Source organism: Pseudomonas koreensis (assembly GCF_036668835.1).
GTDB classification, from domain to species: Bacteria; Pseudomonadota; Gammaproteobacteria; order Pseudomonadales; family Pseudomonadaceae; genus Aquipseudomonas; species Aquipseudomonas koreensis_I.
Genome location: NZ_JAZEVW010000004.1, coordinates 343,410 through 367,923, shown reverse-complemented (window position 1 = coordinate 367,923; position 24,514 = coordinate 343,410). Strand labels below are relative to the sequence as shown.

Below are 24,514 nucleotides of genomic sequence, written 5' to 3'. Positions count from 1 at the left end.
AGGCCGCGACAGGCTTATTCAGCGAGGTCCTGCTCCTCAATGGTCTGGGTGTGGTTGGTGAATACACAGATGTCGCCGGCGATGCCGAGTGCGGTCTCGACGATTTCGCGGGCCGACAGGTCGGTCTTTTTCAGCAGGGCGCTAGCCGCGGCCTGGGCGAAAGCACCGCCCGAACCCATGGCGATCAGGCCATCTTCGGGTTCGACCACGTCACCGTTGCCGGTGATGATCAGCGAGGCATCCTTGTTAGCGACCGCGAGCATCGCTTCGAGGCGGCTCAGGGAGCGGTCGGTGCGCCATTCTTTGGCGAGTTCGACGGCGGCGCGGATCAAGTGGCCCTGATGTTTTTCCAGCTGGCCTTCGAAACGTTCGAAGAGCGTAAAGGCGTCGGCAGTGGCACCGGCAAAACCGGCGATGACCTGGCCGTGGTACAGGCGACGGACTTTTTTCGCGTTGCCTTTCATCACGGTATTGCCGAGAGAAACCTGGCCGTCGCCGCCCATGACGACTTTGCCGTGACGGCGGACTGAAACGATGGTGGTCAAGGGAAGAGTCTCCACACAGCGGGGCGAAAGTGCCTTATGCCCATTCATATGGGGGTGCTGGAAGGGATTTCAACCGGGGAGGGTGCGGAGGGACGAACGGCGCAGCGCAGATCAGAATGATGTAGTGCTGGTGATGGCGCCTTCGCGAGCAGGCTCGCTCCCACAGGATATGCGCTGTTCCTGTGGGAGCGAGCCTGCTCGCGAATATTGGCGACGCGGTAAATCTGTCTGTATCAGCGGCTCTGGCGTTGTTGTAACAACAGGTTGCTGAAGCCGGCACCGGCCAGTTGTTTCTGCGCGGTGGTCAGCTGTTCGCGGTTGCTGAATGGGCCGACCAAAACGCGGTACCAGGTTTCATCCTTCACCGTGCCGGACTCAACCGCCACGGCCTGGCCGAGCAGGATAATCTGCGCACGCACTTTGTCAGCGTCCGTCTCCTTGCGGAACGAGCCGGCCTGCAAGAAGAACTTGGTCACCGGCGCCGCTTTGCTCACCGGTGGCGCGGGCGGCGGGGTAATCCCGGCCAGTGCAGCCTGAGCGCGCGCGGTGTCGATCTTCGCCGCTTCCGCCGGGGTGACCGGCGTGGTCGGGATGGCCGGCACTTGCGGGGTCGGCAGGGTCTTCTCCGGCACGGCATCCGGCGGCACGATCACTTCCGATTCCGGCAGCAGCGTGTAGAAGTCGTACTTGGGCTTGACCGGTTGCGTCGGGCTTGGCGGGGTCTTGTTGGCTTCAGCGATTTTCGTCGCTTTCTGCTGTTGCGCCTGCTCGACCTTCTCACGCTTGACCGTGTCGCTGCCCTTGCCCGGCTCCAGCTTCATCAAAAACACGATGAACGCGCCGACCGTCAGGCCGATGGCCATCCACAGCCAGCCCGGAACCGGTTGCTTGGCCGGAGCCTGATAGCGGCTGGCGCCGCGCTTGGGTGCAGGTTTTTTCTTGGCAGCCAACTTACATACGCTCCAGAGTTTCCAGACCCAACAGCTCCAGGCCTTGCTTGAGGGTGCGACCGGTCAGCGCGGCCAGACGCAGACGGCTCTGCATCTGGGCCGGGGTGTCGGCGGCGAGGATCGGGCAGTTCTCGTAGAAGCTGGAGAACAGGCCGGCGACGTCGTACAGGTAAGTGCAGAGAATGTGCGGCGTGCCTTTGTCGGAGACGTTGTTGAGCACTTCACCGAACTGCGCCAGTTTCGCCGCCAGTTCCTGTTCATGCGCCGCTTCGAGGACGATCTGGCCGTCGACTTCGCTGAAGTCCTTGCCAAGCTTGCGGAACACGCCAGCGACGCGGGTGTAGGCATACAGCAGGTACGGCGCGGTGTTGCCTTCGAAATTCAGCATCAGGTCGAAGTTGAAGCTGTAGTCGCTGGTGCGGTGCTTGGACAGATCAGCGTATTTCACCGCGCCGATGCCGACGACCTTGGCGATGTTACGCAACTCGTCTTCGGCAAGCTGCGGGTTTTTCTCTTTGACCAGGTTGTAGGCGCGTTCCTGCGCTTCGGTCAGCAGGTCGATCAGCTTCACAGTGCCGCCATCACGAGTCTTGAACGGACGGCCATCGGCGCCGTTCATGGTGCCGAAACCCATGTGTTCCATTTCCATCGGATGGGTGACGAAACCGGCCTTGCGTGCCACCGCGAAGACTTGCTGGAAGTGCAGGGCCTGACGCTGATCGACAAAGTACAGCGCACGATCGGCTTTCAGCTTGCCACTGCGGTAGCGCACGGCGGCGAGGTCAGTGGTGGCATAGAGATAACCGCCGTCCGCCTTGACGATGATCACTGGCAGCGGATCGCCATCGGCGTTCTTGAACTCGTCGAGGAACACGCACTGCGCGCCGTTGCTCTCGACCAGCATGCCAGCGGCTTTCAAGTCATTGACCACATTGACCAGATCGTCGTTGTAGGCGCTTTCGCCCATCACGTCGGCCATGGTCAGTTTGACGTTGAGCAACTCGTAGATCTTCTGGCAGTGCGACAGCGAGATGTCCTTGAACCGGGTCCACAGCGCCAGGCACTCGGTATCGCCGGCCTGCAGCTTGACCACCAGACCGCGGGCGCGGTCGGCGAACTCTGCGGACTCGTCGAAACGCTGCTTGGCGGCGCGGTAGAAGTTTTCCAGATCAGACAGTTCGTCGCTGGTGATCGGGTTTTCCTGCAGATAGGCCATGAGCATGCCGAACTGCGTGCCCCAGTCGCCGACGTGGTTCTGGCGGATCACTTCGTCGCCAAGGAATTCGAGGACGCGAGCGACGCCGTCGCCGATGATGGTCGAACGCAAGTGGCCGACGTGCATCTCTTTGGCCAGGTTCGGCGCGGACAGGTCGACCACGGTGCGCTGCGCCGGGCCGGCCTTGCGCACGCCGATATGGGCGTCGGCCAGCGCGGCATCGAGACGGTTGGCCAGCGCCTGGGTGTTCTGGAAGAAGTTGATGAAGCCCGGACCGGCGATTTCCGCCTTGGTGACGTTTTCGTCAGCCGGCAGCGCGGCGATGATTTTCTCCGCCAGATCACGCGGTTTCATTCCCGCCGGCTTGGCCAGCATCATCGCGATGTTGCTGGCGAAGTCGCCGTGAGTCTTGTCGCGGGCGTTTTCCACTTGAATCGCCGGCGACAGGCCTTCAGGCAACACACCTTCGTTGACGAGTTGGGTGAGGGCTTGTTGGATCAGCTGGCGAATGGTGTCTTTCATGGTCTTCTCTTTCGACCGCAAGCGCGGCGGGCGCATCGGTGCGCGGGTGGAAAAACTGGGCATTATCCGTGGCGGAGCCGGGCTTGCCAACCTTAGCAGGCCGGTTGTGGATATGTGGTGACAAATAGGTCGTTATCGCTGGCAAGTCGACCCGGTGCAGCGCAGCTCCCACAAGAGCGGCGCAGTCCCTGTGGGAGCTGCGGTGCGACGGTTCGACTTGCCAGCGATAGCAATCGATCAATCAGTACAAGTCGACGGGATCAACATCCAGCGACCAGCGCACCGCCCGCCCGCTCGGCATCTGCTCCAGCGCCAGCAACCAACTCGCCAGCAACCGATGCAGCGGCGCCCGTGCGGTCGCCTGCAACAACAATTGCGCGCGATAACGCCCGGCGCGGCGTTCCATCGGCGCCGGCACTGGCCCAAGCAATTCGATACCGCTCAGATTCAGTTCGCTGAGCAAGCGCTCGGCCTCGCTGCAGGCTTCATCGAGGAAGCCTTCCGCCTGCCCCGGTTTGTGCGCTTCAGCGCGCAACAGCGCCAAATGGGCAAACGGCGGCAGCCCGGCGGCGCGGCGCTCACTCAGCGCCTGTTCTGCAAAGGCGAAATAACCCTGCTCGGTCAGTTGCACCAATAAAGGATGATCGGCCAGGTGCGTCTGAATAATCACTTTGCCCGGCTCTTCCGCCCGTCCGGCGCGTCCGGCCACCTGTACGATCAACTGCGCCATGCGCTCGCTGGCGCGGAAGTCGCCGGAGAACAGGCCACCGTCAGCGTCGAGAATCGACACCAGCGTCACCCGCGGAAAATGGTGACCCTTGGCCAACATCTGCGTGCCGACGAGGATGCACGGCTGGCCTTTCTGAATCGTCGCGAATAGCTGATTCATCGCGTCCTTGCGCGAGGTGCTGTCGCGATCGACGCGCAGCACCGGGTAATCCGGGAACAGAATCGCCAGGCGTTCCTCAGCGCGCTCGGTACCGGCACCCACCGGGCGCAAGTCGACCTTGTTGCACTTCGGGCACTGGCGTGGCGTGCGTTCGACGTTGCCACAATGGTGGCAGCGCAACTCACCGTAGCGCTGGTGCACGGTCATCCGCGCATCGCAGCGTGAACATTCGGACATCCAACCGCAATCGTGGCAGAGCAAGGTCGGGGCAAAGCCGCGGCGGTTGAGGAACACCAGCACCTGCTGGCCGTTGGCGAGGGTCTGGCCGATGGCTTGTTGCATCGGCCCGGAAATGCCGCTGTCCAGCGGACGGCTTTTCACATCCAGGCGCAGAAAGCGCGGCTGTTTGGCGCCGCCGGCACGCTCGTTCAGGCGCAACAGGCCGTAACGCCCGGTGTAGGCGTTGTGCAGGCTTTCCAGCGACGGCGTGGCCGAACCGAGCACGATCGGGATGTTTTCCTGACGTGCTCGCACCAGCGCCAGATCCCGGGCGTGGTAGCGCAAGCCTTCCTGCTGTTTATAAGAGCCGTCGTGCTCTTCATCGATGATGATCAGCCCCGGATTTTTCATCGGCGTAAACAGCGCCGAGCGGGTGCCGATAATAATGTCAGCCTCGCCGTCGCGGGCGGCGAGCCAGGCGTCGAGGCGTTCACGATCGTTGACCGCCGAGTGCAGCAGGGCGATGCGTGCATTGAAACGCTGTTCGAAGCGCGCCAGGGTCTGTGGACCGAGGTTGATCTCCGGGATCAGCACCAGCGCCTGTTTACCGGCTTCGAGGGTTTCACGGATCAGCTGCAAGTAGACTTCGGTCTTGCCGCTGCCCGTAACGCCGGCCAGCAGAAACGCGTGATAGCTGTCGAAACCGGCGCGGATCGCTTCATACGCCGCACGTTGCTCGCTGTTGAGCGGCAGTTCCGGTTGCGCCAGCCAGTGTTCATGGCGCGCGCCGGGGAGGTGGCGGCGGATTTCCACCTGCACCAGACCCTTGGCCAGCAGCAGATCGAGACTGTCCTTGCTCAGCATCAGTTTGCTCAGCAACTGATGGGCGACACCGTGCGGATGCTGGGCCAGCGTTGCCAGGGCTTCTCGCTGGCGCGGGGCGCGGGCAATGCGCGGATCATCGAGGCTGGCGCCGGGCGCCGCCGACCAGAAACGCTCCTGGCGGGCCTCGGCCAGTTCGCCCTGACGCAGCAGCACCGGCAACGCCCAGCTCAAGGTGTCACCGAGGCTGTGCTGGTAATACTGCGAGGTCCACAGACACAGCTTGAACAGCGCTGGCGGCAGCGGCGCGGTGGTATCGAGCAGTGCCAGCGCCGGTTTGAGTTTTTCCACCGGCACTTCGCTGGTGTCGGTGACCTCGACCAGAATCCCGATCATCTCGCGCCGCCCGAACGGCACCCGCAGGCGCATGCCCGGCTGCAATTGCTCACGCCGCACCCCGGCCGGCGCCCGGTAATCGAACAGGCGGCGCAGGGGCGAAGGCAAGGCAAGGCGCAGTATGGCGTCGGGCACGCGGGGGGATCTCTATAAACGCAAAAGAAGGGTTGAACGCAGATCAATTGTGGGAGCGAGCTTGCTCGCGAAGGCGGTGTATCAGGCGCTTGAACATTGACTGATACGACGCATTCGCGAGCAAGCTCGCTCCCACAGGGTAATGCGTTCAAGGCCGGGAGCCTAGCAGACGGTCGGTCTCGGTGACAGCTTGCGCGATTGAAAAGGTCTGGTAGAATCCGCGGCCTAATTACGTGCGGTATTCAACAATAGTGTTGGGTGGCGGCACGCTAGCCTGAGGAAGACACCATGAAAGCCGAAATCCATCCGAACTACCCGGAAATCGCTGTTACCTGCAGCTGCGGTAACAAGTTCGAAACTCGTTCGACCTACGGCAAAGCCCTGGCGATCGACGTTTGCAACGAATGCCACCCGTTCTACACCGGTAAGCAGAAGACTCTGGACACCGGCGGCCGCGTGCAGAAGTTCGCAGACCGTTTCGCTACTTTCGGCGTCGGCAAAAAAGCCTGAGGCTGATCATTTTGGAAGGTCGTATCGACTTCTCCAGACTGATGAAAAAGGCGTCCCTTGCGGGCGCCTTTTTTGTGTCTGCGATTTGGCTCTCGGGGGCGCAGGCGTTCTGTCCAGCGCCCGCCGGACTGACCAGCGTCAGTGTGCAGCGGGTGGTCGATGGCGACACGCTGCGCCTGAGCGATGGCCGCAGCGTGCGGATGATCGGCCTCAACACGCCGGAGCTGGGCAAGCAGGGCCGTAGCGACGAACCCTTCGCCGTGGCGGCGCGCAAACGCCTCGAAGCGCTGGTGGCGGACAGCGGCGGGCGTGTCGGCTTGCATCCCGGACGGCAGGGAAAGGACCACTACGGCCGAACGCTGGCGCATGTCTACAGCGCCAGCGGCGCCAATCTCGAAGCGCAAATGCTCGCCGATGGCCTCGGTTTTCAGGTGGCCGTTGCGCCGAACGTCGATCTGGTTGCCTGTCAGCAGGTCGCTGAAACGTCGGCGCGGCAGGCCGGGCGGGGCATCTGGCGGCAATCACCGGTACTCAAGGCGCAGCAGATTCAGCGTTCCGGCTTCGCCGTGGTCAGCGGTCGGGTAAGCAACGTGCAACGCAATCGCGGTGGAATCTGGATCGAGTTGCAGGACGCGCTTGTACTGCGCATTGCACCGAATCTGGTTCGACAATTCGACAATGCTCGTTTGCAGGCGCTGAAGGGCCAGCAGATCGAGGCGCGCGGCTGGATTGTCGATCGCTCGCGCCGCGGCGGCTTGCAGCCTGAGCAAGCACGCTGGCTGTTGCCATTGACCGATCCTTCGATGCTGCAGGGTTCGCGCTGAAGAAAAATTGTAGACATTTTTCAGGCCGATTGTGAACAGTCCAGCCCTTGTGCGCCGTGGCTCTTGGCCCAAAGTCGTAGGGCAGGGCGCTTGACAGTGGTGACTGCCCAGTCTTGTGGGGACTTTGCGAGGCGCGTATCCTCGCTGACCAGTCTGTCCAACAGTAAAAAGCGGAATGCCAAAATGTCTGATCTGAAAACTGCCGCTCTCGAATATCACGCCAATCCTCGTCCGGGGAAGCTGAGTGTCGAGCTCACCAAGGCCACTGCTACCGCTCGCGACCTGTCGCTGGCGTACAGCCCCGGCGTAGCTGAACCAGTGCGCGAGATCGCCCGCGATCCCGAACTGGCCTACAAGTACACCGGCAAGGGCAACCTGGTTGCAGTGATTTCCGATGGCACCGCGATTCTCGGCCTGGGCAACCTCGGCCCATTGGCCTCCAAGCCAGTGATGGAAGGCAAGGGCGTGCTGTTCAAGCGCTTCGCCGGTATCGACGTATTCGACATCGAAGTCGACTCGGAAAGCCCGCAGGCCTTCATCGATACGGTCAAACGCATCTCCATCACCTTCGGCGGTATCAACCTCGAAGACATCAAGGCGCCAGAATGCTTTGAGATCGAGCGCGCGCTGATCGAACAGTGCGACATTCCGGTATTCCACGATGACCAGCACGGCACCGCGATCGTTACCGCGGCCGGCATGATCAACGCCCTGGAAATTGCTGGCAAAACCCTGCCAGAAGCGAAGATCGTCTGCCTGGGCGCCGGCGCTGCCGCCATCTCCTGCATGAAACTGCTGGTGAGTATGGGCGCACGCATCGAAAACATCTTCATGGTTGACCGTACTGGCGTGATTCACTCCGGCCGTGACGACCTGAACCAGTACAAGGCCGTGTTCGCCCACGCCACCGAGAAGCGCAGCCTGGCTGACGCGCTGGCAGGCGCTGACGTGTTCGTCGGTCTGTCCGGCCCGAACCTGCTGAGCGCTGAAGGCCTGCTGTCGATGGCACCAAACCCGATCGTGTTCGCCTGCTCCAACCCGGACCCGGAAATCTCCCCGGAACTCGCCCACGCCACGCGTAGCGACGTGATCATGGCCACCGGCCGTTCGGACTACCCGAACCAGGTCAACAACGTACTCGGCTTCCCGTTCATCTTCCGCGGTGCCCTGGACGTTCGCGCCAAGCGCATCAACGAAGAAATGAAAGTCGCCGCGGCCAACGCCCTGCGCGAACTGGCCAAGCTGCCGGTGCCACAGGACGTCTGCGATGCCTACGGTGGTGCTCCGCTGGAGTTCGGCCGTGAGTACATCATTCCCAAGCCAATGGACAAGCGCCTGATCACCCTGATCTCCGACGCTGTGGCCAAAGCGGCGATCGAGACCGGTGTGGCCACCCTGCCGTATCCGAAGAACTACCCGCTGAAAAGCGTGGATGACGTGTTCAACGGTTAAAAGCAGCCGCCCATAAAAAACCCAGCCTGGTGCTGGGTTTTTTTATGGGCTAAAAGCTGCAAGCTGCAAGCTGCAAGCTGCAAGCTACAAGCTACAAGCTACAAGCTACAAGCTACAAGCTACAAGCTACAAGCTACAAGCTACAAGCTACAAGCTACAAGCTACAAGCTACAAGCTACAAGCTACAAGCTACAAGCTACAAGCTGCAAGCTGCAAGCTACAAGCAGTACGCAATTCCCCGCTTTTACTTGCAGCTTGTAGCTTGCCCCTTGCAGCTGCCCCTACCCCTGCCCCTCTAGAACAAATCGATCGGCGCCTGTTCATCCGCCGGCAGCGGGCTGCCCGGTACGACGCCGTTGCCCAGCTCGTTCACCGACGGCGGGGTATCTTCAGCCTTGAACAGTTCGAAGTACGCGCCCGGTGTGCTCGGCGACGCGGCACGGCCACTGACCGGGTCGACGCGCAGGCTGAGGATGCCTTCCGGTTCTGGCTGCACGTGCGGCGGCTTGTCCTTCAGCGCGGCCGACATGTAATTCATCCAGATCGGCAGCGCCACAGTGCCGCCGAACTCGCGGCGGCCGAGGCTTTCCGGCTGGTCGAAACCGGTCCACACGGTGGTCACGTAATCGGCGTTATAACCGGAGAACCACGCGTCTTTCGATTCGTTGGTGGTACCGGTCTTGCCTGCGATGTCGCTACGGCCCATGGCCAGGGCGCGGCGGCCGGTGCCGAGCTTGATCACGTCCTGCAGCATACTGTTGAGGATGTAGGTGGTGCGACCATCGACAATCCGCTCGGCCACGGCTGGCGCTTGCGGCACTGCCTGATTGCCTGGCGCTTCGCCCGGAACCGGTGCGGCATTGACCGTAAACGACTCTGTGTCGGGCGCGGCGATACCGTCCGTCGCCGAGCCACCTTGCGGAACAGTCGGCGGGTTGGCCACGAACAGCGTGTCACCGTTACGGCTTTCGATCTTGTCGATGATGTACGGGGTGATCTTGTAACCGCCGTTGGCGAAGGTGCTCCAGCCGGTGGCGATTTCCATTGGCGTCAGGGTTGCGGTACCCAATGCCAGCGACAGGTTCGGCGGCAGGTCCTGCTTGTTGAAGCCGAAGCGGGTGATGTAGTCGATGGTTTTACCCACGCCCATCGCCTGCAGCAGACGGATCGACACCAGGTTACGCGACTTGTACAGCGCCTCGCGCAGACGGATCGGACCGAGGAAGGTGTTGGTGTCGTTCTTCGGACGCCAGACCTTGTCCAGGTACTCGTCGACGAACACGATCGGCGCGTCGTTGACCAAAGTCGCAGCGGTGTAGCCACTGTCCAGTGCGGCGCTGTAGACGAACGGTTTGAAGCTCGAACCCGGCTGACGCTTGGCCTGCATGGCGCGGTTGTAGTTGCTCTGCTCGAACGCGAAACCGCCGACCAGCGAACGGATCGCGCCATTCTGCGGATCCAGCGACACCAAAGCGCCTTGTGCCTGCGGGATCTGGCTGAACTTCAGCGAATTGTCTTTCTGGCGCTGCACGCGAATCAGATCGCCAACCTGCGCGACGTCCGCCGGCTGATGCGGATTGGCACCCATGCTGTTGGTGTTGAGGAACGGCCGCGCCCACTTCATGGTGTCCCAGGCGACATGTTCTTCGCCGGTACGGGTCAGCACTTGCAGGCCGTTCTTGTCGACCTGGATGACGATCGCCGGCTCCAGACTGCTGATGGTGCGTTGTTTGGTCAGCTCGCTGGCCCAGGCTTCGCGGGTCTTGCCCGGCAGCCGCGACTCGGGTCCACGGTAGCCGTGGCGCTGGTCGTAGGTCATCAAGCCTTCGTGCAGCGCGGTGTTGGCCATTTCCTGCAGGTTGCTCGGCACCGTGGTAGTGACGCGGAAACCCTCGGTATAGGCGTCGCTGCCATAGCGGCCGACCATTTCGGCGCGGGCCATCTCGGCGATGTACGGCGCGTTCACTTCAGGGGTCGGTACATGGTAGCTGGCGTTCAGCGGCTCGTTGATCGCTGCGGTGTAATCGGCCTCGGTGATCTTGCCGAGCTTGTACATGCGCCCAAGGATCCAGTCGCGGCGCTCTTTGCTGCGCGCCGGGTTGGCCAGCGGGTTGAAACGCGACGGGGCTTTCGGCAGGCCGGCGATCATCGCCATCTGTGCCAGGCTGACGTCACGGATCGACTTGCCGTAATACACCTGCGCCGCCGCCTCGATGCCATAGGCACGGTTGCCCAGATAGATCTTGTTGACGTACAGCTCGAGGATCTCGTCCTTGGTCAGTTGACGTTCGATCTGCAGGGCCAGAAGAATTTCCGTGGTTTTACGCGAGAAGCTGCGTTCGCTGGTGAGGAAGAAATTCTTCGCCACCTGCATGGTGATGGTGCTGCCGCCGGACTGAATGTGTCCGCTTTTGACCAGTTGGGTCGCGGCGCGCATCAGGCTGCTCGGATCGACGCCATAGTGGTTGGCGAAATTGTCGTCTTCAGCACTTAGTAACGCATTAATGAAATTGGGTGGAATGTCGGCGAAACGGATCGGTGTGCGGCGCATTTCGCCAAATTCTGCGATCAACTTGTCATCGCTGCTGTAGACCCGCAGCGGAATCTGCAACTGAATGCTTCGCAGAGCCTCCACAGATGGCAAACCCGGACTAAGGTAAAGAAACGCGCCGCTGAGACCTAATAGCAGTCCGCAGAAAACGGCGACGATGGACCAACCGAAAAATTTCAGCAGACGAATCAAGGCTTTTGGACATCCAGAGCAAAGAATGAATTTGGCGACGGGGTTCCGGTAACACACAGAACGGTCCGCGCGGGCAGTAAAAAAGCGGAAAAAAACGCTGGGCATTATAAGCACTTTTCCGCAGGAGGCGTCATTTGCGCTTCTGTCAAGATGGGGGTGAAGGAACGCAATGCGTATTACAGAGTCCGTAACTCACGGAAAGTCATAGGGAATTGGTAGTGCTGGGACTCTTCAATAAAAAAGCCAATACATTGCTGGGGATCGACATCAGCTCCACGTCAGTGAAGCTGCTGGAACTGAGCCGTCAGGGCGAGCGCTACCGGGTCGAGGCCTATGCCGTCGAGCCCTTGCCGGCCAATGCGGTGGTCGAAAAGAACATCGCCGAACTCGAAGGCGTCGGGCAGGCCCTCAGTCGCGTGCTGAGCAAGGCGCGTACCGGCCTCAAGAGCGTGGCGGTAGCGGTGGCAGGCTCGGCGGTGATCACCAAGGTCATCGAGATGGACGTCGGGCTGTCCGACGACGAGCTGGAAAACCAGCTGAAGATCGAGGCCGACCAGTACATTCCCTATCCGCTGGACGAAGTCGCCATCGACTTCGAAGTCCAGGGTGTATCGCCACGCAATTCCGAGCGAGTCAATGTCCTGCTGGCGGCCTGTCGCAAGGAAAACGTCGAAGTGCGCGAAGCCGCCTTGGCCCTGGCCGGGCTGACAGCGCGCGTGGTGGACGTCGAGGCTTACGCGCTGGAACGCTCATACGCTTTGCTGGCGACGCAACTGGCGGCGTCCCAGGAGCGCCTGACCGTGGCCGTGGTCGACATTGGCGCGACCATGACTACGCTCAGCGTCCTGCACAACGGCAAGATCATCTACACCCGCGAACAACTGTTCGGCGGTCGGCAATTGACCGAGGAAATCCAGCGGCGTTACGGGCTGACTGTCGAGCAGGCCGGGCTGGCAAAAAAACAGGGCGGCCTGCCGGACGATTACGTCAGTGAAGTCTTGCAGCCGTTCCGCGAGGCTCTGGTGCAGCAGGTGTCACGCTCGTTGCAGTTTTTCTTCGCTTCCGGGCAATACAACGCCGTCGATCACATCTTGCTGGCGGGCGGCACGGCCTCGGTGCCGGGCCTGGACCGCTTGATCGAGCAGCGCCTGAACACGCCGACGCAAGTGGCCAACCCGTTCGCCGACATGTCCTTGAGCAGCAAGGTCAATGCCGGTGCGCTGGCCAGCGATGCACCGGCGCTGATGATCGCCTGCGGGCTCGCGCTCAGGAGTTTCGACTGATGGCGCGGATCAACCTTCTACCCTGGCGCGAGGAGCGTCGGGAAGAGCGGCGCAAGCGGTTCCTGCTGGCATTGACTGGCGTGCTCGTCGGCTCGGTCGGTGCCTTGCTGATTGCCGATCAGATCATCAGTGCCGCCATCGACCGGCAAGTGGCGCGCAATGACTACATCAGCAAGCAGATCGCCGTGGTCGACGAGCGGATCAAGCAGATCAGCGAACTCAAGGCACGCCGTCAGCAGCTGGTCGAGCGCATGCGCATCATCCAGGACTTGCAGGGCAACCGGCAGATCAGCGGGCGGATTTTCGATCAGCTGGCGCGCACGCTGCCGGACGGTGTGTATTTCACCGAAGTGAAAATGGCCGGCAAAGCCCTGTCGATCAGCGGCGCTGCTGAATCCAACAATCGCGTTTCCGACCTGATGCGCAATCTCGAGGCGTCGGACTGGTTCGATGCGCCGAGCCTTAACGAAGTCAAGGCGACCACTGCCGGGCAAGTCGATCAGGCCAACACCTTTGAGCTGACCGTGCGCCAGACCCGGCCCAAGACTGTCGAGGACGACCAATGAAGCCGTCCGAATGGCTGGAAAGCCTGCGCAGCGTCGATTTCAACGACCTCGACACCAGCAACATCGGTTCCTGGCCGGCGGCGGTGAAGTTCATTGCCGGCGCACTGTTGATGGTGCTGGTATTGGCGCTTGGCTATAACTTTTTTATCAGCGATCTGGAAAACCAGCACGACCTCAAGCGTGAAGAAGAGCTGACGCTCAAGGAGCAGTTCGCCAGCAAGGCGCGCCTGTCGGCCAATCTGGAGCTGTACACCCAACAGATGAAAGAGATGGAGAATACCTTCGGTGAGTTGTTGCGGCAGTTGCCCAGCGACACCGAAGTGCCGGGCCTGCTCGAAGACATCACCCGTACCGGCCTGGGCAGCGGCCTGGAATTCGAAGAGATCAAGCTGTTGCCGGAAGTCACCCAGCCGTTCTACATCGAGCTGCCGATCCAGATCACGGTTACCGGCGCTTACCACGACCTCGCCACATTCGTCAGCGGTGTAGCCGGATTGCCGCGCATCGTTACCCTTCACGATTTCGATCTCGCACCTGCCAGCAAGGAAGGCGGACCGAAGCTGCGCATGAGCATCCTCGCCAAGACTTATCGCTATAACGACAAGGGGCTGCAAAAATGACCCCGATTCGTTACATGGCATGGGCGATGACGCTGCTCGCATTGAGCGGGTGTGGCGGCAGCGATGACTTCAGTGATCTTGATGCCTACATGAATGAAGTGCGCCTGCGTCCGGCCGGCAAGATTGAACCAACGCCGACATTCCGGTCTTACCCGACATTCACTTACAGCGCGGCAAACCTGCGCAGTCCGTTTTCACCCCAGGTGCGGGTTGATCTGGCCGGGCGCAAACACGGCTCGCGCAACGTCAAGCCCGACCCCAACCGGGTCAAGCAATATCTGGAAGGTTTCAACATCGAGCAGTTCGAGATGGTCGGCACGATTGCCAATGCTTCGGGCTCGTTCGCGCTGCTGCGCGGGGCGGGCGGGGTGCATCGGTTGAAAGTCGGCGATTACCTGGGGCGCAACGACGGGCGCATCGTCGCCATCAGCGCGACACAGGTCGACGTCGTCGAAATCGTGCCCGACGGGCAGGGCGCCTGGCTCGAACGGCCGCGCACCATTCCTTTGAAAGAGCACTCATAGTGGAAGTCGAACAATGAACAGGATTTTCTCCACCCTCGGTTTTTCGCTATGGATAGCGCTGATGTCGCCGATGGTAAACGCGGCCAACCTGAAAGCGCTGGATGTGGCAGCGTTGCCGGGTGATCGCGTCGAACTGAAGCTGTCGTTCGACAGTCCGCCGCCGGCGCCCAAGGGCTATACCACCGAATCGCCGGCGCGCATCGCGGTGGATCTGCCCGGTGTTGCCAGTCAATTGAGCAACAGGAATCTCGATCTGGGCAGCGGCAATGCGCGTACCGCCACGGTGGTCGAAGCCAAGGATCGTACGCGGCTGATCGTCAGCCTCACCCAGCTTGCGCCTTACACCACGCGCATCGAGGGCAACAATCTGTTCGTGGTGGTGGGTCAGGGCGCGCCGGCGCCTGCCTCGCGTCCCGCCGCCGTTGCGCCCCGTGTGAGCACGGCGGCAGCGCCAGCAGCCAAGGCATTTGCAGCGAAAACCCGCGGCATTCGTGGCGTCGATTTCCAGCGCGGCACCGAGGGCGAGGGCAATGTCGTCATTGATCTGTCCGACCCGACCATCGCCCCGGATATTCAGGAACACGACGGCAAGATCATCCTCAGCTTCGCCCGCACGCAATTGCCCGAAAAGCTGCGGGTGCGCCTCGACGTCAAGGACTTCGCAACGCCGGTGCAGTTCGTCAATGCTGCGGTCAGTGGCGATCGCACAGTGATCACCGTCGAGCCCAGCGGCACTTATGACTACTCGACCTTTCAGACCGACAACAAACTGACCGTCAGCGTCCGCCCGATGAGTGTCGATGACCTGCAAAAGCGCAACGCCGACCGTCAGGCCTACATCGGCGAAAAACTCTCGCTGAATTTCCAGGACATCGACGTGCGTTCGGTGCTGCAACTGATCGCCGACTTCACCAACCTCAATCTGGTGGCCAGTGATACGGTGCAGGGTGGCATTACCTTGCGCCTGCAAAACGTACCGTGGGATCAGGCGCTGGATCTGGTGCTGAAAACCAAGGGTCTGGATAAACGCAAGATCGGCAACGTGCTGCTGGTCGCGCCTGCCGATGAGATCGCTGCCCGCGAACGCCAGGAACTCGAGTCGCAGAAGCAGATTGCCGAGCTGGCGCCGCTGCGCCGTGAGCTGCTGCAGGTCAATTACGCCAAGGCGGCGGACATCGCCAAGCTGTTCCAGTCGGTGACCAGCGCCGAAGCGAAAATCGATGAGCGTGGTTCGATCACCGTCGATGAGCGGACCAACAACATCATTGCCTATCAGACCCAGGATCGCCTCGACGAACTGCGGCGGATCGTGGCACAACTGGATATTCCGGTGCGTCAGGTGATGATCGAGGCACGCATCGTCGAGGCCAACGTCGATTACGACAAGAGTCTCGGTGTGCGCTGGGGCGGCTCGGTGCAGAACAAGGGCAACTGGAACGCTTCCGGAGTCAACGGTTCATCCTCCACCATTGGTACGCCGGGCAGCACCAGCACCAACTCGCCGTTCGTCGACATGGGCACCGTCAACAACACTTCCGGGATCGGCATCGCCTTCATCACCGACAACGTGCTGCTCGACCTTGAATTGACGGCGATGGAGAAGACCGGCAACGGCGAAATCGTCTCGCAACCGAAAGTGGTCACCTCCGACAAGGAAACCGCAAAAATCCTCAAGGGCACGGAAATTCCCTATCAGGAAGCCAGTTCCAGTGGCGCGACTTCGGTGTCGTTCAAGGAGGCCTCGCTGTCGCTGGAGGTCACGCCACAGATCACACCGGACAACCGAATCATCATGGAGGTCAAGGTCACCAAGGACGAACCGGACTACCTGAACAAAGTGCAGGATGTGCCGCCGATCAAGAAGAACGAGGTCAACGCCAAGGTGCTGGTCAACGACGGCGAAACCATCGTGATTGGCGGTGTTTTTTCAAATACTCAGAGCAAGGTTGTAGATAAGGTGCCATTTCTTGGCGATGTGCCGTATCTTGGCCGCCTTTTCCGGCGTGATGTGGTTTCGGAGAAAAAATCCGAGCTGCTGGTATTTCTCACTCCGCGTATCATGAATAACCAGGCGATTGCTGTGAGTCGTTGATTCTGTGCGAAATTTGATACTTGTAGGACCGATGGGTGCTGGCAAAAGCACCATCGGCCGATTGCTGGCCAAAGAGTTGCGCCTGCCGTTCAAGGATTCCGACAAGGAAATTGAGCTGCGCACGGGTGCCAATATCCCATGGATCTTCGACAAGGAAGGCGAGCCAGGCTTTCGTGATCGTGAGCAGGCGATGATCGCCGAGCTCTGCGCGTTCGATGGCGTGGTGCTGGCAACTGGCGGTGGTGCGGTGATGCGTGACGCCAATCGCAAGGCCCTGTTCGAGGGAGGGCGGGTGGTGTACCTGCACGCGTCCGTCGAACAGCAGGTCGGCCGCACCTCGCGCGACCGCAACCGGCCGTTGCTGCGCACCGCCGATCCGGCGAAAACCCTGCGTGACCTGTTGGCGATCCGCGATCCGCTCTATCGGGAAATTGCCGATCTGGTGGTGGAAACCGACGAACGGCCGCCGCGCATGGTGGTGCTCGATATTCTCGACCGTCTGGCGCAGCTGCCGCCTCGTTAAAGCGGCTCGCGAAATGCGCTATTCTCGGCGTCCTGTCACAGCCTGCCGAGGGTGTGGCGGATGATCGGCAAGCGGCGTCACACTCGCTACAGGCCGCAGATAACCAATAATTCAGGGCAGGACGCCTGCTTCCATCTTCACTGTGGGGACACATGCAGACACTCAAGGTCGACCTGGGCGAGCGCAGCTACCCGATTCATATTGGCGAAGGTTTGCTGGACCAGCCCGAACTGCTGGCGCCGCACATCCACGGGCGGCAAGTGGCAATCATCTCCAACGAGACCGTTGCGCCGCTTTATCTCGAACGTCTGACCCGCAGTCTGGCGCAGTTTTCGGTGATTTCCGTGGTGTTGCCGGACGGCGAAGCCTTCAAGAACTGGGAAACCCTGCAACTGATCTTCGACGGTCTGCTGACCGCTCGGCATGACCGCCGTACCACCATCATCGCTCTGGGCGGCGGTGTGATCGGCGACATGGCCGGTTTCGCCGCTGCCTGCTACCAGCGCGGCGTCGACTTTATTCAGATCCCAACCACGCTGTTGTCCCAGGTCGATTCGTCGGTGGGCGGCAAGACTGGCATCAATCATCCGCTGGGCAAGAACATGGTCGGCGCGTTCTATCAGCCGAACGTAGTGCTGATCGATACCGCCTCGCTGAAAACCCTGCCCGAGCGTGAACTGTCCGCCGGTCTGGCCGAAGTCATCAAATACGGTCTGATTTGCGATGAGCCGTTCCTGACCTGGCTCGAAGACAACGTCGACGCCCTGCGCGCGCTGGACCAGAAAGCCCTGACCTACGCGATCGAGCGCTCCTGCGCGGCCAAGGCTGCGGTGGTCGGCGCCGATGAAAAGGAAACCGGCGTGCGCGCCACGCTCAACCTCGGCCATACCTTCGGCCACGCCATCGAGACCCATATGGGCTATGGTGTGTGGCTGCATGGTGAAGCGGTCGCGGCTGGCACCGTGATGGCGCTGGAGATGTCCGCGCGTCTCGGCTGGATCAGCGAGCAGGAGCGCGATCGCGGCATTCGTCTGTTCCAGCGCGCCGGTCTGCCGGTGATTCCGCCTGAAGAAATGCGCGAAGCGGATTTTCTGCAACACATGGCAATTGATAAAAAAGTGATCGACGGTCGTCTGCGCCTGGTGCTGCTGCGCCGGATGGGTGAAGCGGTCGTGACCGACGATTATCCGAAAGAGGTTCTACAGGCCACGCTGGGAGCGGATTACCGCGCCCTGGCTCAGCTTAAAGGTTAATAAGATTCCGATGACTAGTTTGCATGCCGACGAGGCGTTTCTCGGCCATTTCCAGTTAAGTCACGACCCGTTCGCGCCGCGGGTGCCAGGCTTCAAATTTTTCCCGGCCCAGCGCAAGCCGGTGCTCGGTCAGCTGCATCATCTGGCGCGCTACAGCCAGTTGTTGCTCGTGGTCACCGGCCCGCAGGGCAGCGGCAAGACCTTGCTGCGTCAGGCACTGGTCGCCAGCACCAACAAGCAGTCGGTGCAAAGCGTGGTGGTTTCCGCCCGTGGCGCCGGCGATGCTGCCGGAGTGCTGCGCCAGGTCGCGCAGGCGCTGGACGTTGCCCAGGCTGAGGTCGGTGCGATTCTCGAACAGGTCGTTCAGCTCGCGTTGACCGGCCAGGAAGTCTATCTGTTGGTGGATGACGCCGAGCAGCTCGACGAATCCGCGCTCGAAGCGCTGATGGCGCTGGGTGCCGGAACGCCGGAAGGGCGTCCGCATGTGTTCCTGTTCGGCGAGTCGTCGCTGATCGCTCAGCTTGAGGCTTTGCAGCTTGAAGAAGAGCGTTTCCATGTCATCGAACTGCAGCCGTACACCGAAGAAGAGACCCGCGAATATCTCGACCAGCGGCTCGAAGGCGCGGGCCGGGGTGTCGAACTTTTCACCGCGGATCAGATCTCTGATATTCACGAAAGCTCCGAGGGTTGGCCGGGCAACATCAACCAGGTCGCTCGCGATGCTCTGATCGAAGTCATGATTGCCAGCCGCTCTGCGGTGAAGCGTCCAAGTATGGGGTTCAACATGCCGAAGAAACACGTATTGGCGATTTCCGCCGTCGTGGTGGTCGCGGTCGCTGCCGCCTGGCTGATGCCGGGTCGCAACAAGGCGCCAACCACCGGCGCGCCAGCCAATGAACAGGCGCAGTTGCCTCTGGGCCAGGCGCCCGCCAATGGCGCGGCCCCGAACGTCGAATTCGCTGGCAACACCCAGCCGATGCCGCTGCCATTGGTCGGCAACTCGCAACCGGTCATGCGCGGGCCGCTGGCCGAAGCGGCCGGTGGCATCACCGAAGGCGACGATGGCGTACCACTGGAAGGCTCCAGCGATACCCCGCCGACCGTGACCACTTCCGCGCCGCCTGCAGGCGTGCCGGCCGGTCCGGCGCCGACTCCGGTGCCGTTGCCAGCCGCCAAGCCGACGCCAGCACCGACACAGGTTGCTACCGCCAAGCCCGCTCCGGTCGCACCTGCCGCCAAACCGGCGCCAGCCCCGGCCAAACCAGTCGCCGCGGCGAAACCGGTCGAGAAGCCGATCACCGTTGCCAAGGCCGCCGGTGGCAGCTGGTACGCCGGTCAGCCGACCAGCAACTACGTGGTGCAGATCCTCGGCACCAGCTCGGAAACCGCCGCGCAGAACTTCGTCAAGGAGCAGGGCGGCGAGTACCGTTATTTCAAGAAAGTCCTCAACGGCAAGCCGCTGTATGTGATCACCTATGGCAATTTTGCCAATCGTGATGCAGCCGTTTCTGCCATCAAGGCCTTGCCAGCGAAGGTTCAGGCTGGTAAACCTTGGCCTCGCACTGTCGCCAGCGTCCAACAGGAACTGGCAACAACTCGCTGAAGATTCGGCGGCCTTACCCAGGCCGCCTCTCCCGGCACCTCAAAATCTCCATAAGTGCGCGCTTCCTGAAAAGGTCGCGTGCCTTGTGGTGTCTGCGTCACAGTAGTTTTTGAGTCGTTGCGGTCAGAATTTAAAAAAGTTTTGACTAGCACAGCAGATCGTTTTAAACCTTTCACAAATGCGACATGAATTTGCGACAGTTCGTCGTCAAATTTGTGAGCCTCTGTGTCGCTGTGTACAATGACCACCCTTTTGCCCCCGCGAAGCCGGCGTACGTTCGGCGCGGAACGCAAGTGGTTGAATTGAAAAGAAATTTGCCTCGAAAAGAGGCAGCCTGGTGAGAAAGTGTCTATGAAAGCAGGTCTGTACCAACCAGATGAATTCAAGGATAACTGCGGTTTCGGCCTGATAGCCCATATGCAGGGCGAGCCCAGTCATACCCTTTTGCAAACGGCCATCGAGGCCCTGACCTGCATGACCCACCGCGGTGGGATTAATGCCGACGGCAAGACCGGTGACGGTTGCGGCCTGCTGATTCAAAAGCCTGATGCGTTCCTGCGAGCCATTGCCCAGGAAACCTTCAGCGTCGTATTGCCCAAGCAATATGCGGTGGGCATGGTCTTCTTCAATCAGGATCCGGCCAAGGCCGAAGCCGCTCGCGAGAACATGAACCGCGAAATCCTCGCTGAAGGCCTGCAACTGATCGGCTGGCGCAAAGTGCCGATCGACACCAGCGTCCTCGGCCGCCTGGCCCTTGAGCGCCTGCCGCAGATCGAGCAGGTCTACATCGGTGGCGAAGGTCTGAATGATCAGGACATGGCGGTCAAGCTGTTCAGCGCCCGTCGCCGTTCGTCGGTGGCCAACGCCGCAGACACTGACCACTACATCTGCAGCTTCTCGCACAAGACCATCATCTATAAAGGCCTGATGATGCCGGCCGATCTGGCCGCGTTCTATCCGGACCTGAGTGACGAGCGCCTGCAAACCGCGATCTGCGTGTTCCACCAGCGCTTTTCCACCAACACCCTGCCGAAATGGCCGCTGGCGCAGCCGTTCCGCTTCCTCGCCCACAACGGCGAGATCAACACCATTACCGGTAACCGCAACTGGGCTCAGGCTCGTCGGACCAAGTTCAGCAACGATCTGATGGATCTGGAAGAGCTCGGCCCGCTGGTCAACCGTGTCGGTTCCGACTCCTCGAGCATGGACAACATGCTCGAACTGATGGTCACCGGTGGCATCGACCTGTTCCGTGGCGTGCGGATGATCATTCCGCCAGCGTGGCAGAACGTCGAAACCATGGACCCGGATCTGCGTGCGTTTTACGAGTACAACTCGATGCACATGGAGCCGTGGGACGGCCCGGCTGGCGTGGTCATGACCGACGGTCGCTACGCGGTGTGCCTGCTCGACCGTAACGGTCTGCGTCCGGCGCGCTGGGTCACCACCAAGAACGGTTTCATCACCCTCGCCTCGGAAATCGGCGTGTGGAACTACCAGCCCGAAGACGTACTCGCCAAGGGCCGCGTCGGCCCGGGTCAGATCTTTGCCGTGGACACCGAAACCGGGCAGATCCTCGACACCGATGCGATCGACAACCGTCTAAAATCCCGTCATCCGTACAAGCAATGGCTGCGCAAGAATGCCCTGCGTATTCAGGCGACCATGGAAGACAACGATCACGGCTCGGCGTTTTACGACGTCGATCAGCTCAAGCAGTACATGAAGATGTATCAGGTCACGTTCGAAGAGCGCGATCAGGTGCTGCGCCCGCTCGGCGAGCAAGGCTACGAAGCCGTCGGCTCGATGGGCGATGACACGCCGATGGCTGTGCTGTCGCAGCGTGTACGTACGCCGTACGACTATTTCCGCCAGCAGTTCGCGCAGGTGACCAACCCGCCGATCGACCCGCTGCGCGAAGCGATCGTGATGTCGCTGGAAATCTGCCTCGGCGCCGAGCGCAACATTTTCCAGGAGTCGCCGGAACACGCCTCGCGAGTGATCCTCAGCTCGCCGGTCATTTCTCCGGCCAAGTGGCGCTCGTTGATGAACCTCGACCGTCCGGGTTTCGAACGGGCGATCATCGACCTCAACTACGACGAAAGCCTCGGTCTCGAAGCGGCGATCCGCAACGTTGCCGATCAGGCTGAAGAAGCCGTGCGCGCCGGGCGTACCCAGATTGTCCTGAGCGACCGCCATATCGCCCCGGGCAAGCTGCCGATCCACGCCTCTCTGGCGACCGGTGCGGTACACCACCGTCTGACCGAAAAAGGCCTGCGTTGCGATTCCAACATCCTTGTTGAAACCGCCACCGCACGTGACCCGCATCACTTCGCCGTACTGATCGGTTTCGGCGCCTCGGCGGTGTATCCATTCCTGGCTTATGAAGTGCTGGGTGACCTGATCCGTACCGGTGAAGTGCTGGGCGACCTCTACGAGGTGTTCAAGAACTACCGCAAGGGCATCACCAAAGGTCTGCTGAAGATCCTGTCGAAGATGGGCATTTCGACCATCGCTTCGTACCGTGGTGCGCAGCTGTTCGAGGCCATCGGCCTGTCCGAAGAAGTCTGCGAGCTGAGCTTCCGTGGTGTGCCGAGCCGGATCAAGGGCGCGCGTTTCGTCGACATCGAAGCCGAGCAGAAAGCCCTCGCCGTCGAAGCCTGGAGTCCGCGCAAGCCGATCCAGCAGGGCGGTCTGCTGAAGTTCGTCCACGGTGGCGAATATCACGCGTACAACCCGGACGTGGTCAACACCCTGCAAGCCGCGGTGCAGCAGGGAGACTACACCAAGTTCAAGGAATACACCTCGCTGGTGGACAACCGTCCGGTGTCGATGATTCGTGACCTGTTCAAGGTCAAGACCCTCGACACACCGCTGGACATCAATGAAGTCGAGCCGCTGGAGTCGGTGCTCAAGCGCTTCGACTCCGCCGGTATCTCGCTGGGCGCGCTGTCACCGGAAGCTCACGAAGCCCTGGCCGAAGCCATGAACCGCCTCGGGGCGCGCTCCAACTCCGGCGAAGGTGGTGAAGACCCGGCGCGTTACGGCACCATCAAAAGCTCGAAAATCAAGCAGGTTGCCACCGGCCGTTTCGGTGTGACTCCGGAATACCTGGTCAACGCCGAAGTGCTGCAGATCAAGGTCGCCCAAGGCGCCAAGCCGGGCGAGGGCGGGCAACTGCCGGGCGGCAAGGTCAACGGGCTGATCGCCAAGCTGCGTTACGCAGTGCCGGGCGTAACGCTGATTTCGCCACCACCGCACCACGATATCTACTCGATCGAAGACTTGTCGCAGTTGATCTTTGACTTGAAGCAAGTCAACCCGCAGGCGCTGGTTTCGGTCAAATTGGTAGCAGAAGCGGGCGTCGGCACCATCGCTGCCGGTGTGGCCAAGGCCTATGCGGACTTGATCACCATCTCCGGCTACGACGGTGGCACCGGTGCTTCGCCGCTGACCTCGATCAAATACGCCGGCGCGCCGTGGGAACTCGGCCTCGCCGAAACCCACCAGACCCTGCGCGGCAACGACCTGCGCGGCAAGGTCCGGGTGCAGACCGACGGCGGCTTGAAAACCGGCCTCGACGTGATCAAGGCCGCCATTCTCGGCGCTGAAAGCTTCGGCTTCGGCACCGCGCCAATGATCGCGCTGGGCTGCAAATACCTGCGTATCTGCCACCTGAACAACTGCGCCACCGGCGTCGCCACTCAGAACGAGAAGCTGCGCAAGGATCACTACATCGGTACCGTCGACATGGTGGTGAATTTCTTCACCTACGTCGCCGAAGAAACCCGTGAGTGGCTGGCCAAGCTCGGCGTGCGCTCCCTCGAAGAGCTGATTGGTCGTACCGATCTGCTGGAAATTCTCGAAGGCCAGACCGCCAAGCAACATCACCTGGACCTGACGCCGCTGTTGGGCAGCGACCACATCCCGGCGGACAAACCGCAGTTCTGTGGGGTTGAGCGCAACCCGCCGTTCGACAAAGGTCTGCTGGCCGAGAAAATGGTCGAAATGGCTTCGGCGGCGATCAACGACCTCAGCGGTGCCGAGTTCGAACTGGACATCTGCAACTGCGACCGTTCGATCGGCGCGCGGATCTCCGGCGAGATCGCCCGCAAGCACGGCAACCAGGGCATGGCGAAAGCGCCGATCACCTTCCGCTTCAAAGGCACGGCTGGTCAGAGCTTCGGCGTGTGGAACGCTGGCGGTCTGAACATGTACCTCGAAGGCGATGCCAACGACTACGTTGGCAAAGGCATGACCGGTGGCAAGCTGACCATCGTGCCGCCCAAGGGCAGCGTCTATAAGACTCAGGAAAGCGCCATCATCGGCAACACCTGCCTGTACGGCGCGACCGGCGGCAAGCTGTTCGCCGCTGGCACCGCAGGCGAGCGTTTCGCCGTGCGTAACTCCGGTGCCCACACCGTCGTGGAAGGCACTGGCGATCACTGCTGCGAGTACATGACCGGTGGTTTCGTCTGCGTACTGGGCAAGACCGGTTACAACTTCGGCTCAGGCATGACCGGTGGTTTCGCCTACGTGCTCGATCAGGACAACACCTTCGTTGACCGGGTCAACCACGAACTGGTGGAAATCCAGCGGATCAGCGGCGAGGCGATGGAAGCCTATCGCAGCCACCTGCAAAACGTGCTGAACGAGTACGTCGCGGAAACCGACAGCGAGTGGGGTCGTGAGCTCGCCGAAAACCTCGATGATTACTTGCGTCGTTTCTGGCTGGTCAAACCGAAGGCAGCGAGTCTGAAATCTCTGCTCTCTAGTACTCGTGCGAGTCCGCAGTAACGACGCAGCTGCAAGCCACTAGCTTCAAGC

General features: G+C 61.2%; 18 protein-coding genes. 13 read left to right on the top strand and 5 right to left on the bottom strand.

The genetic code is table 11. The features are described 5' to 3' along the window. Positions 1 to 14: 14 nt before the first annotated feature. The 3 genes from hslV to argS form a co-directional block, all read right to left on the bottom strand. Positions 15 to 545: an ATP-dependent protease subunit HslV gene (gene hslV, locus V6F91_RS14330; protein ID WP_090280391.1), complete on the bottom strand. Its 531-nt coding sequence runs from the start codon at positions 543 to 545 to the stop codon at positions 15 to 17. A 233-nt stretch (positions 546 to 778) separates the two neighbouring features. Then, positions 779 to 1,495, bottom strand: coding sequence for an SPOR domain-containing protein (locus tag V6F91_RS14325; RefSeq protein WP_332765462.1), 717 nt, complete (start codon positions 1,493 to 1,495; stop codon positions 779 to 781). A 1-nt stretch (position 1,496) separates the two neighbouring features. Further along, the gene (gene argS / locus V6F91_RS14320; protein WP_332765460.1) at positions 1,497 to 3,233 is read right to left on the bottom strand and encodes an arginine--tRNA ligase; all 1,737 of its coding nucleotides are present in this window, start codon (positions 3,231 to 3,233) and stop codon (positions 1,497 to 1,499) included. On the opposite strand from argS, the gene V6F91_RS14315 reads away from it, so the two are divergent. Continuing rightward, on the top strand, positions 3,232 to 3,354 hold the full coding sequence (locus V6F91_RS14315; protein ID WP_258450780.1) for a hypothetical protein: 123 nt from the start codon (positions 3,232 to 3,234) through the stop codon (positions 3,352 to 3,354). The genes argS and V6F91_RS14315 overlap by 2 nt on opposite strands. A 120-nt stretch (positions 3,355 to 3,474) precedes the next feature. On the opposite strand, the gene V6F91_RS14310 is transcribed toward V6F91_RS14315, so the two are convergent. Next, positions 3,475 to 5,694 carry a primosomal protein N' gene (locus tag V6F91_RS14310; RefSeq protein WP_332765457.1) on the bottom strand — a complete coding sequence of 740 codons (2,220 nt, stop codon included), beginning with the start codon at positions 5,692 to 5,694 and terminating at the stop codon, positions 3,475 to 3,477. A 288-nt stretch (positions 5,695 to 5,982) separates the two neighbouring features. Between V6F91_RS14310 and rpmE the strand changes: the two genes are divergently transcribed. From rpmE to V6F91_RS14295, 3 genes are all read left to right on the top strand, one after another. Beyond that, positions 5,983 to 6,204 carry a 50S ribosomal protein L31 gene (gene rpmE / locus V6F91_RS14305; RefSeq protein WP_016772055.1) on the top strand — a complete coding sequence of 74 codons (222 nt, stop codon included), beginning with the start codon at positions 5,983 to 5,985 and terminating at the stop codon, positions 6,202 to 6,204. 41 nt (positions 6,205 to 6,245) lie between these two features. After that, complete coding sequence (locus tag V6F91_RS14300; RefSeq protein WP_332765877.1) at positions 6,246 to 7,028, top strand: thermonuclease family protein; 783 nt, start codon at positions 6,246 to 6,248, stop codon at positions 7,026 to 7,028. 183 nt (positions 7,029 to 7,211) lie between these two features. Next, complete coding sequence (locus V6F91_RS14295; protein WP_093105782.1) at positions 7,212 to 8,480, top strand: malic enzyme-like NAD(P)-binding protein; 1,269 nt, start codon at positions 7,212 to 7,214, stop codon at positions 8,478 to 8,480. Positions 8,481 to 8,775: 295 nt separating this feature from the next. Here the strand turns inward: V6F91_RS14295 and V6F91_RS14290 are convergent, their stop codons facing one another. Then, positions 8,776 to 11,220 carry a penicillin-binding protein 1A gene (locus V6F91_RS14290; RefSeq protein ID WP_423815333.1) on the bottom strand — a complete coding sequence of 815 codons (2,445 nt, stop codon included), beginning with the start codon at positions 11,218 to 11,220 and terminating at the stop codon, positions 8,776 to 8,778. A 221-nt stretch (positions 11,221 to 11,441) separates the two neighbouring features. Here V6F91_RS14290 and V6F91_RS14285 point away from each other — a divergent pair, with 221 nt between their 5' ends. The 9 genes from V6F91_RS14285 to gltB all read left to right on the top strand — a co-directional run bounded on the left by V6F91_RS14285 (position 11,442) and on the right by gltB (position 24,484). After that, positions 11,442 to 12,506 carry a pilus assembly protein PilM gene (locus V6F91_RS14285; RefSeq protein ID WP_332765451.1) on the top strand — a complete coding sequence of 355 codons (1,065 nt, stop codon included), beginning with the start codon at positions 11,442 to 11,444 and terminating at the stop codon, positions 12,504 to 12,506. Then, on the top strand, positions 12,506 to 13,072 hold the full coding sequence (locus V6F91_RS14280) for a PilN domain-containing protein (protein ID WP_332765449.1): 567 nt from the start codon (positions 12,506 to 12,508) through the stop codon (positions 13,070 to 13,072). Before V6F91_RS14285 ends, V6F91_RS14280 begins: the two co-directional genes overlap by 1 nt. After that, positions 13,069 to 13,692: a type 4a pilus biogenesis protein PilO gene (pilO, locus tag V6F91_RS14275; RefSeq protein ID WP_332765446.1), complete on the top strand. Its 624-nt coding sequence runs from the start codon at positions 13,069 to 13,071 to the stop codon at positions 13,690 to 13,692. Before V6F91_RS14280 ends, pilO begins: the two co-directional genes overlap by 4 nt. Next, the gene (locus V6F91_RS14270; RefSeq protein ID WP_332765444.1) at positions 13,689 to 14,216 is read left to right on the top strand and encodes a pilus assembly protein PilP; all 528 of its coding nucleotides are present in this window, start codon (positions 13,689 to 13,691) and stop codon (positions 14,214 to 14,216) included. The genes pilO and V6F91_RS14270 overlap by 4 nt, the downstream gene beginning before the upstream one ends. A gap of 13 nt (positions 14,217 to 14,229) precedes the next feature. Further along, a complete protein-coding gene (gene pilQ, locus V6F91_RS14265) occupies positions 14,230 to 16,308 on the top strand; it encodes a type IV pilus secretin PilQ (protein WP_332765442.1) in 2,079 nt (692 codons plus the stop codon). A 4-nt stretch (positions 16,309 to 16,312) separates the two neighbouring features. Further along, positions 16,313 to 16,831, top strand: a complete 519-nt coding sequence (gene aroK / locus V6F91_RS14260) for a shikimate kinase AroK (RefSeq protein ID WP_090280433.1) — start codon at positions 16,313 to 16,315, stop codon at positions 16,829 to 16,831. Between the two features lie 152 nt (positions 16,832 to 16,983). After that, a complete protein-coding gene (gene aroB, locus V6F91_RS14255; RefSeq protein WP_332765439.1) occupies positions 16,984 to 18,084 on the top strand; it encodes a 3-dehydroquinate synthase in 1,101 nt (366 codons plus the stop codon). Positions 18,085 to 18,094: 10 nt separating this feature from the next. Further along, positions 18,095 to 19,687 (top strand): AAA family ATPase, encoded by a 1,593-nt coding sequence (locus tag V6F91_RS14250; RefSeq protein WP_332765437.1) that lies wholly within the window; start codon positions 18,095 to 18,097, stop codon positions 19,685 to 19,687. 351 nt (positions 19,688 to 20,038) lie between these two features. After that, positions 20,039 to 24,484 carry a glutamate synthase large subunit gene (gene gltB, locus V6F91_RS14245; RefSeq protein ID WP_332765435.1) on the top strand — a complete coding sequence of 1,482 codons (4,446 nt, stop codon included), beginning with the start codon at positions 20,039 to 20,041 and terminating at the stop codon, positions 24,482 to 24,484. Positions 24,485 to 24,514: the final 30 nt, after the last annotated feature.

Excerpts from the sequence above, each read along its gene's own strand:
- V6F91_RS14315 (WP_258450780.1), top strand. The coding sequence starts at position 3,232 with ATGGTCTTCTCTTTCGACCGCAAGCGCGGCGGGCGCATCGGTGCGCGG.
- argS (WP_332765460.1), bottom strand. The coding sequence starts at position 3,233 with ATGAAAGACACCATTCGCCAGCTGATCCAACAAGCCCTCACCCAACTC.
- rpmE (WP_016772055.1), top strand. The coding sequence starts at position 5,983 with ATGAAAGCCGAAATCCATCCGAACTACCCGGAAATCGCTGTTACCTGC.
- V6F91_RS14300 (WP_332765877.1), top strand. The coding sequence starts at position 6,246 with ATGAAAAAGGCGTCCCTTGCGGGCGCCTTTTTTGTGTCTGCGATTTGG.
- V6F91_RS14295 (WP_093105782.1), top strand. The coding sequence starts at position 7,212 with ATGTCTGATCTGAAAACTGCCGCTCTCGAATATCACGCCAATCCTCGT.
- V6F91_RS14280 (WP_332765449.1), top strand. The coding sequence starts at position 12,506 with ATGGCGCGGATCAACCTTCTACCCTGGCGCGAGGAGCGTCGGGAAGAG.
- pilO (WP_332765446.1), top strand. The coding sequence starts at position 13,069 with ATGAAGCCGTCCGAATGGCTGGAAAGCCTGCGCAGCGTCGATTTCAAC.
- V6F91_RS14270 (WP_332765444.1), top strand. The coding sequence starts at position 13,689 with ATGACCCCGATTCGTTACATGGCATGGGCGATGACGCTGCTCGCATTG.
- pilQ (WP_332765442.1), top strand. The coding sequence starts at position 14,230 with ATGAACAGGATTTTCTCCACCCTCGGTTTTTCGCTATGGATAGCGCTG.
- aroB (WP_332765439.1), top strand. The coding sequence starts at position 16,984 with ATGCAGACACTCAAGGTCGACCTGGGCGAGCGCAGCTACCCGATTCAT.
- V6F91_RS14250 (WP_332765437.1), top strand. The coding sequence starts at position 18,095 with ATGACTAGTTTGCATGCCGACGAGGCGTTTCTCGGCCATTTCCAGTTA.
- gltB (WP_332765435.1), top strand. The coding sequence starts at position 20,039 with ATGAAAGCAGGTCTGTACCAACCAGATGAATTCAAGGATAACTGCGGT.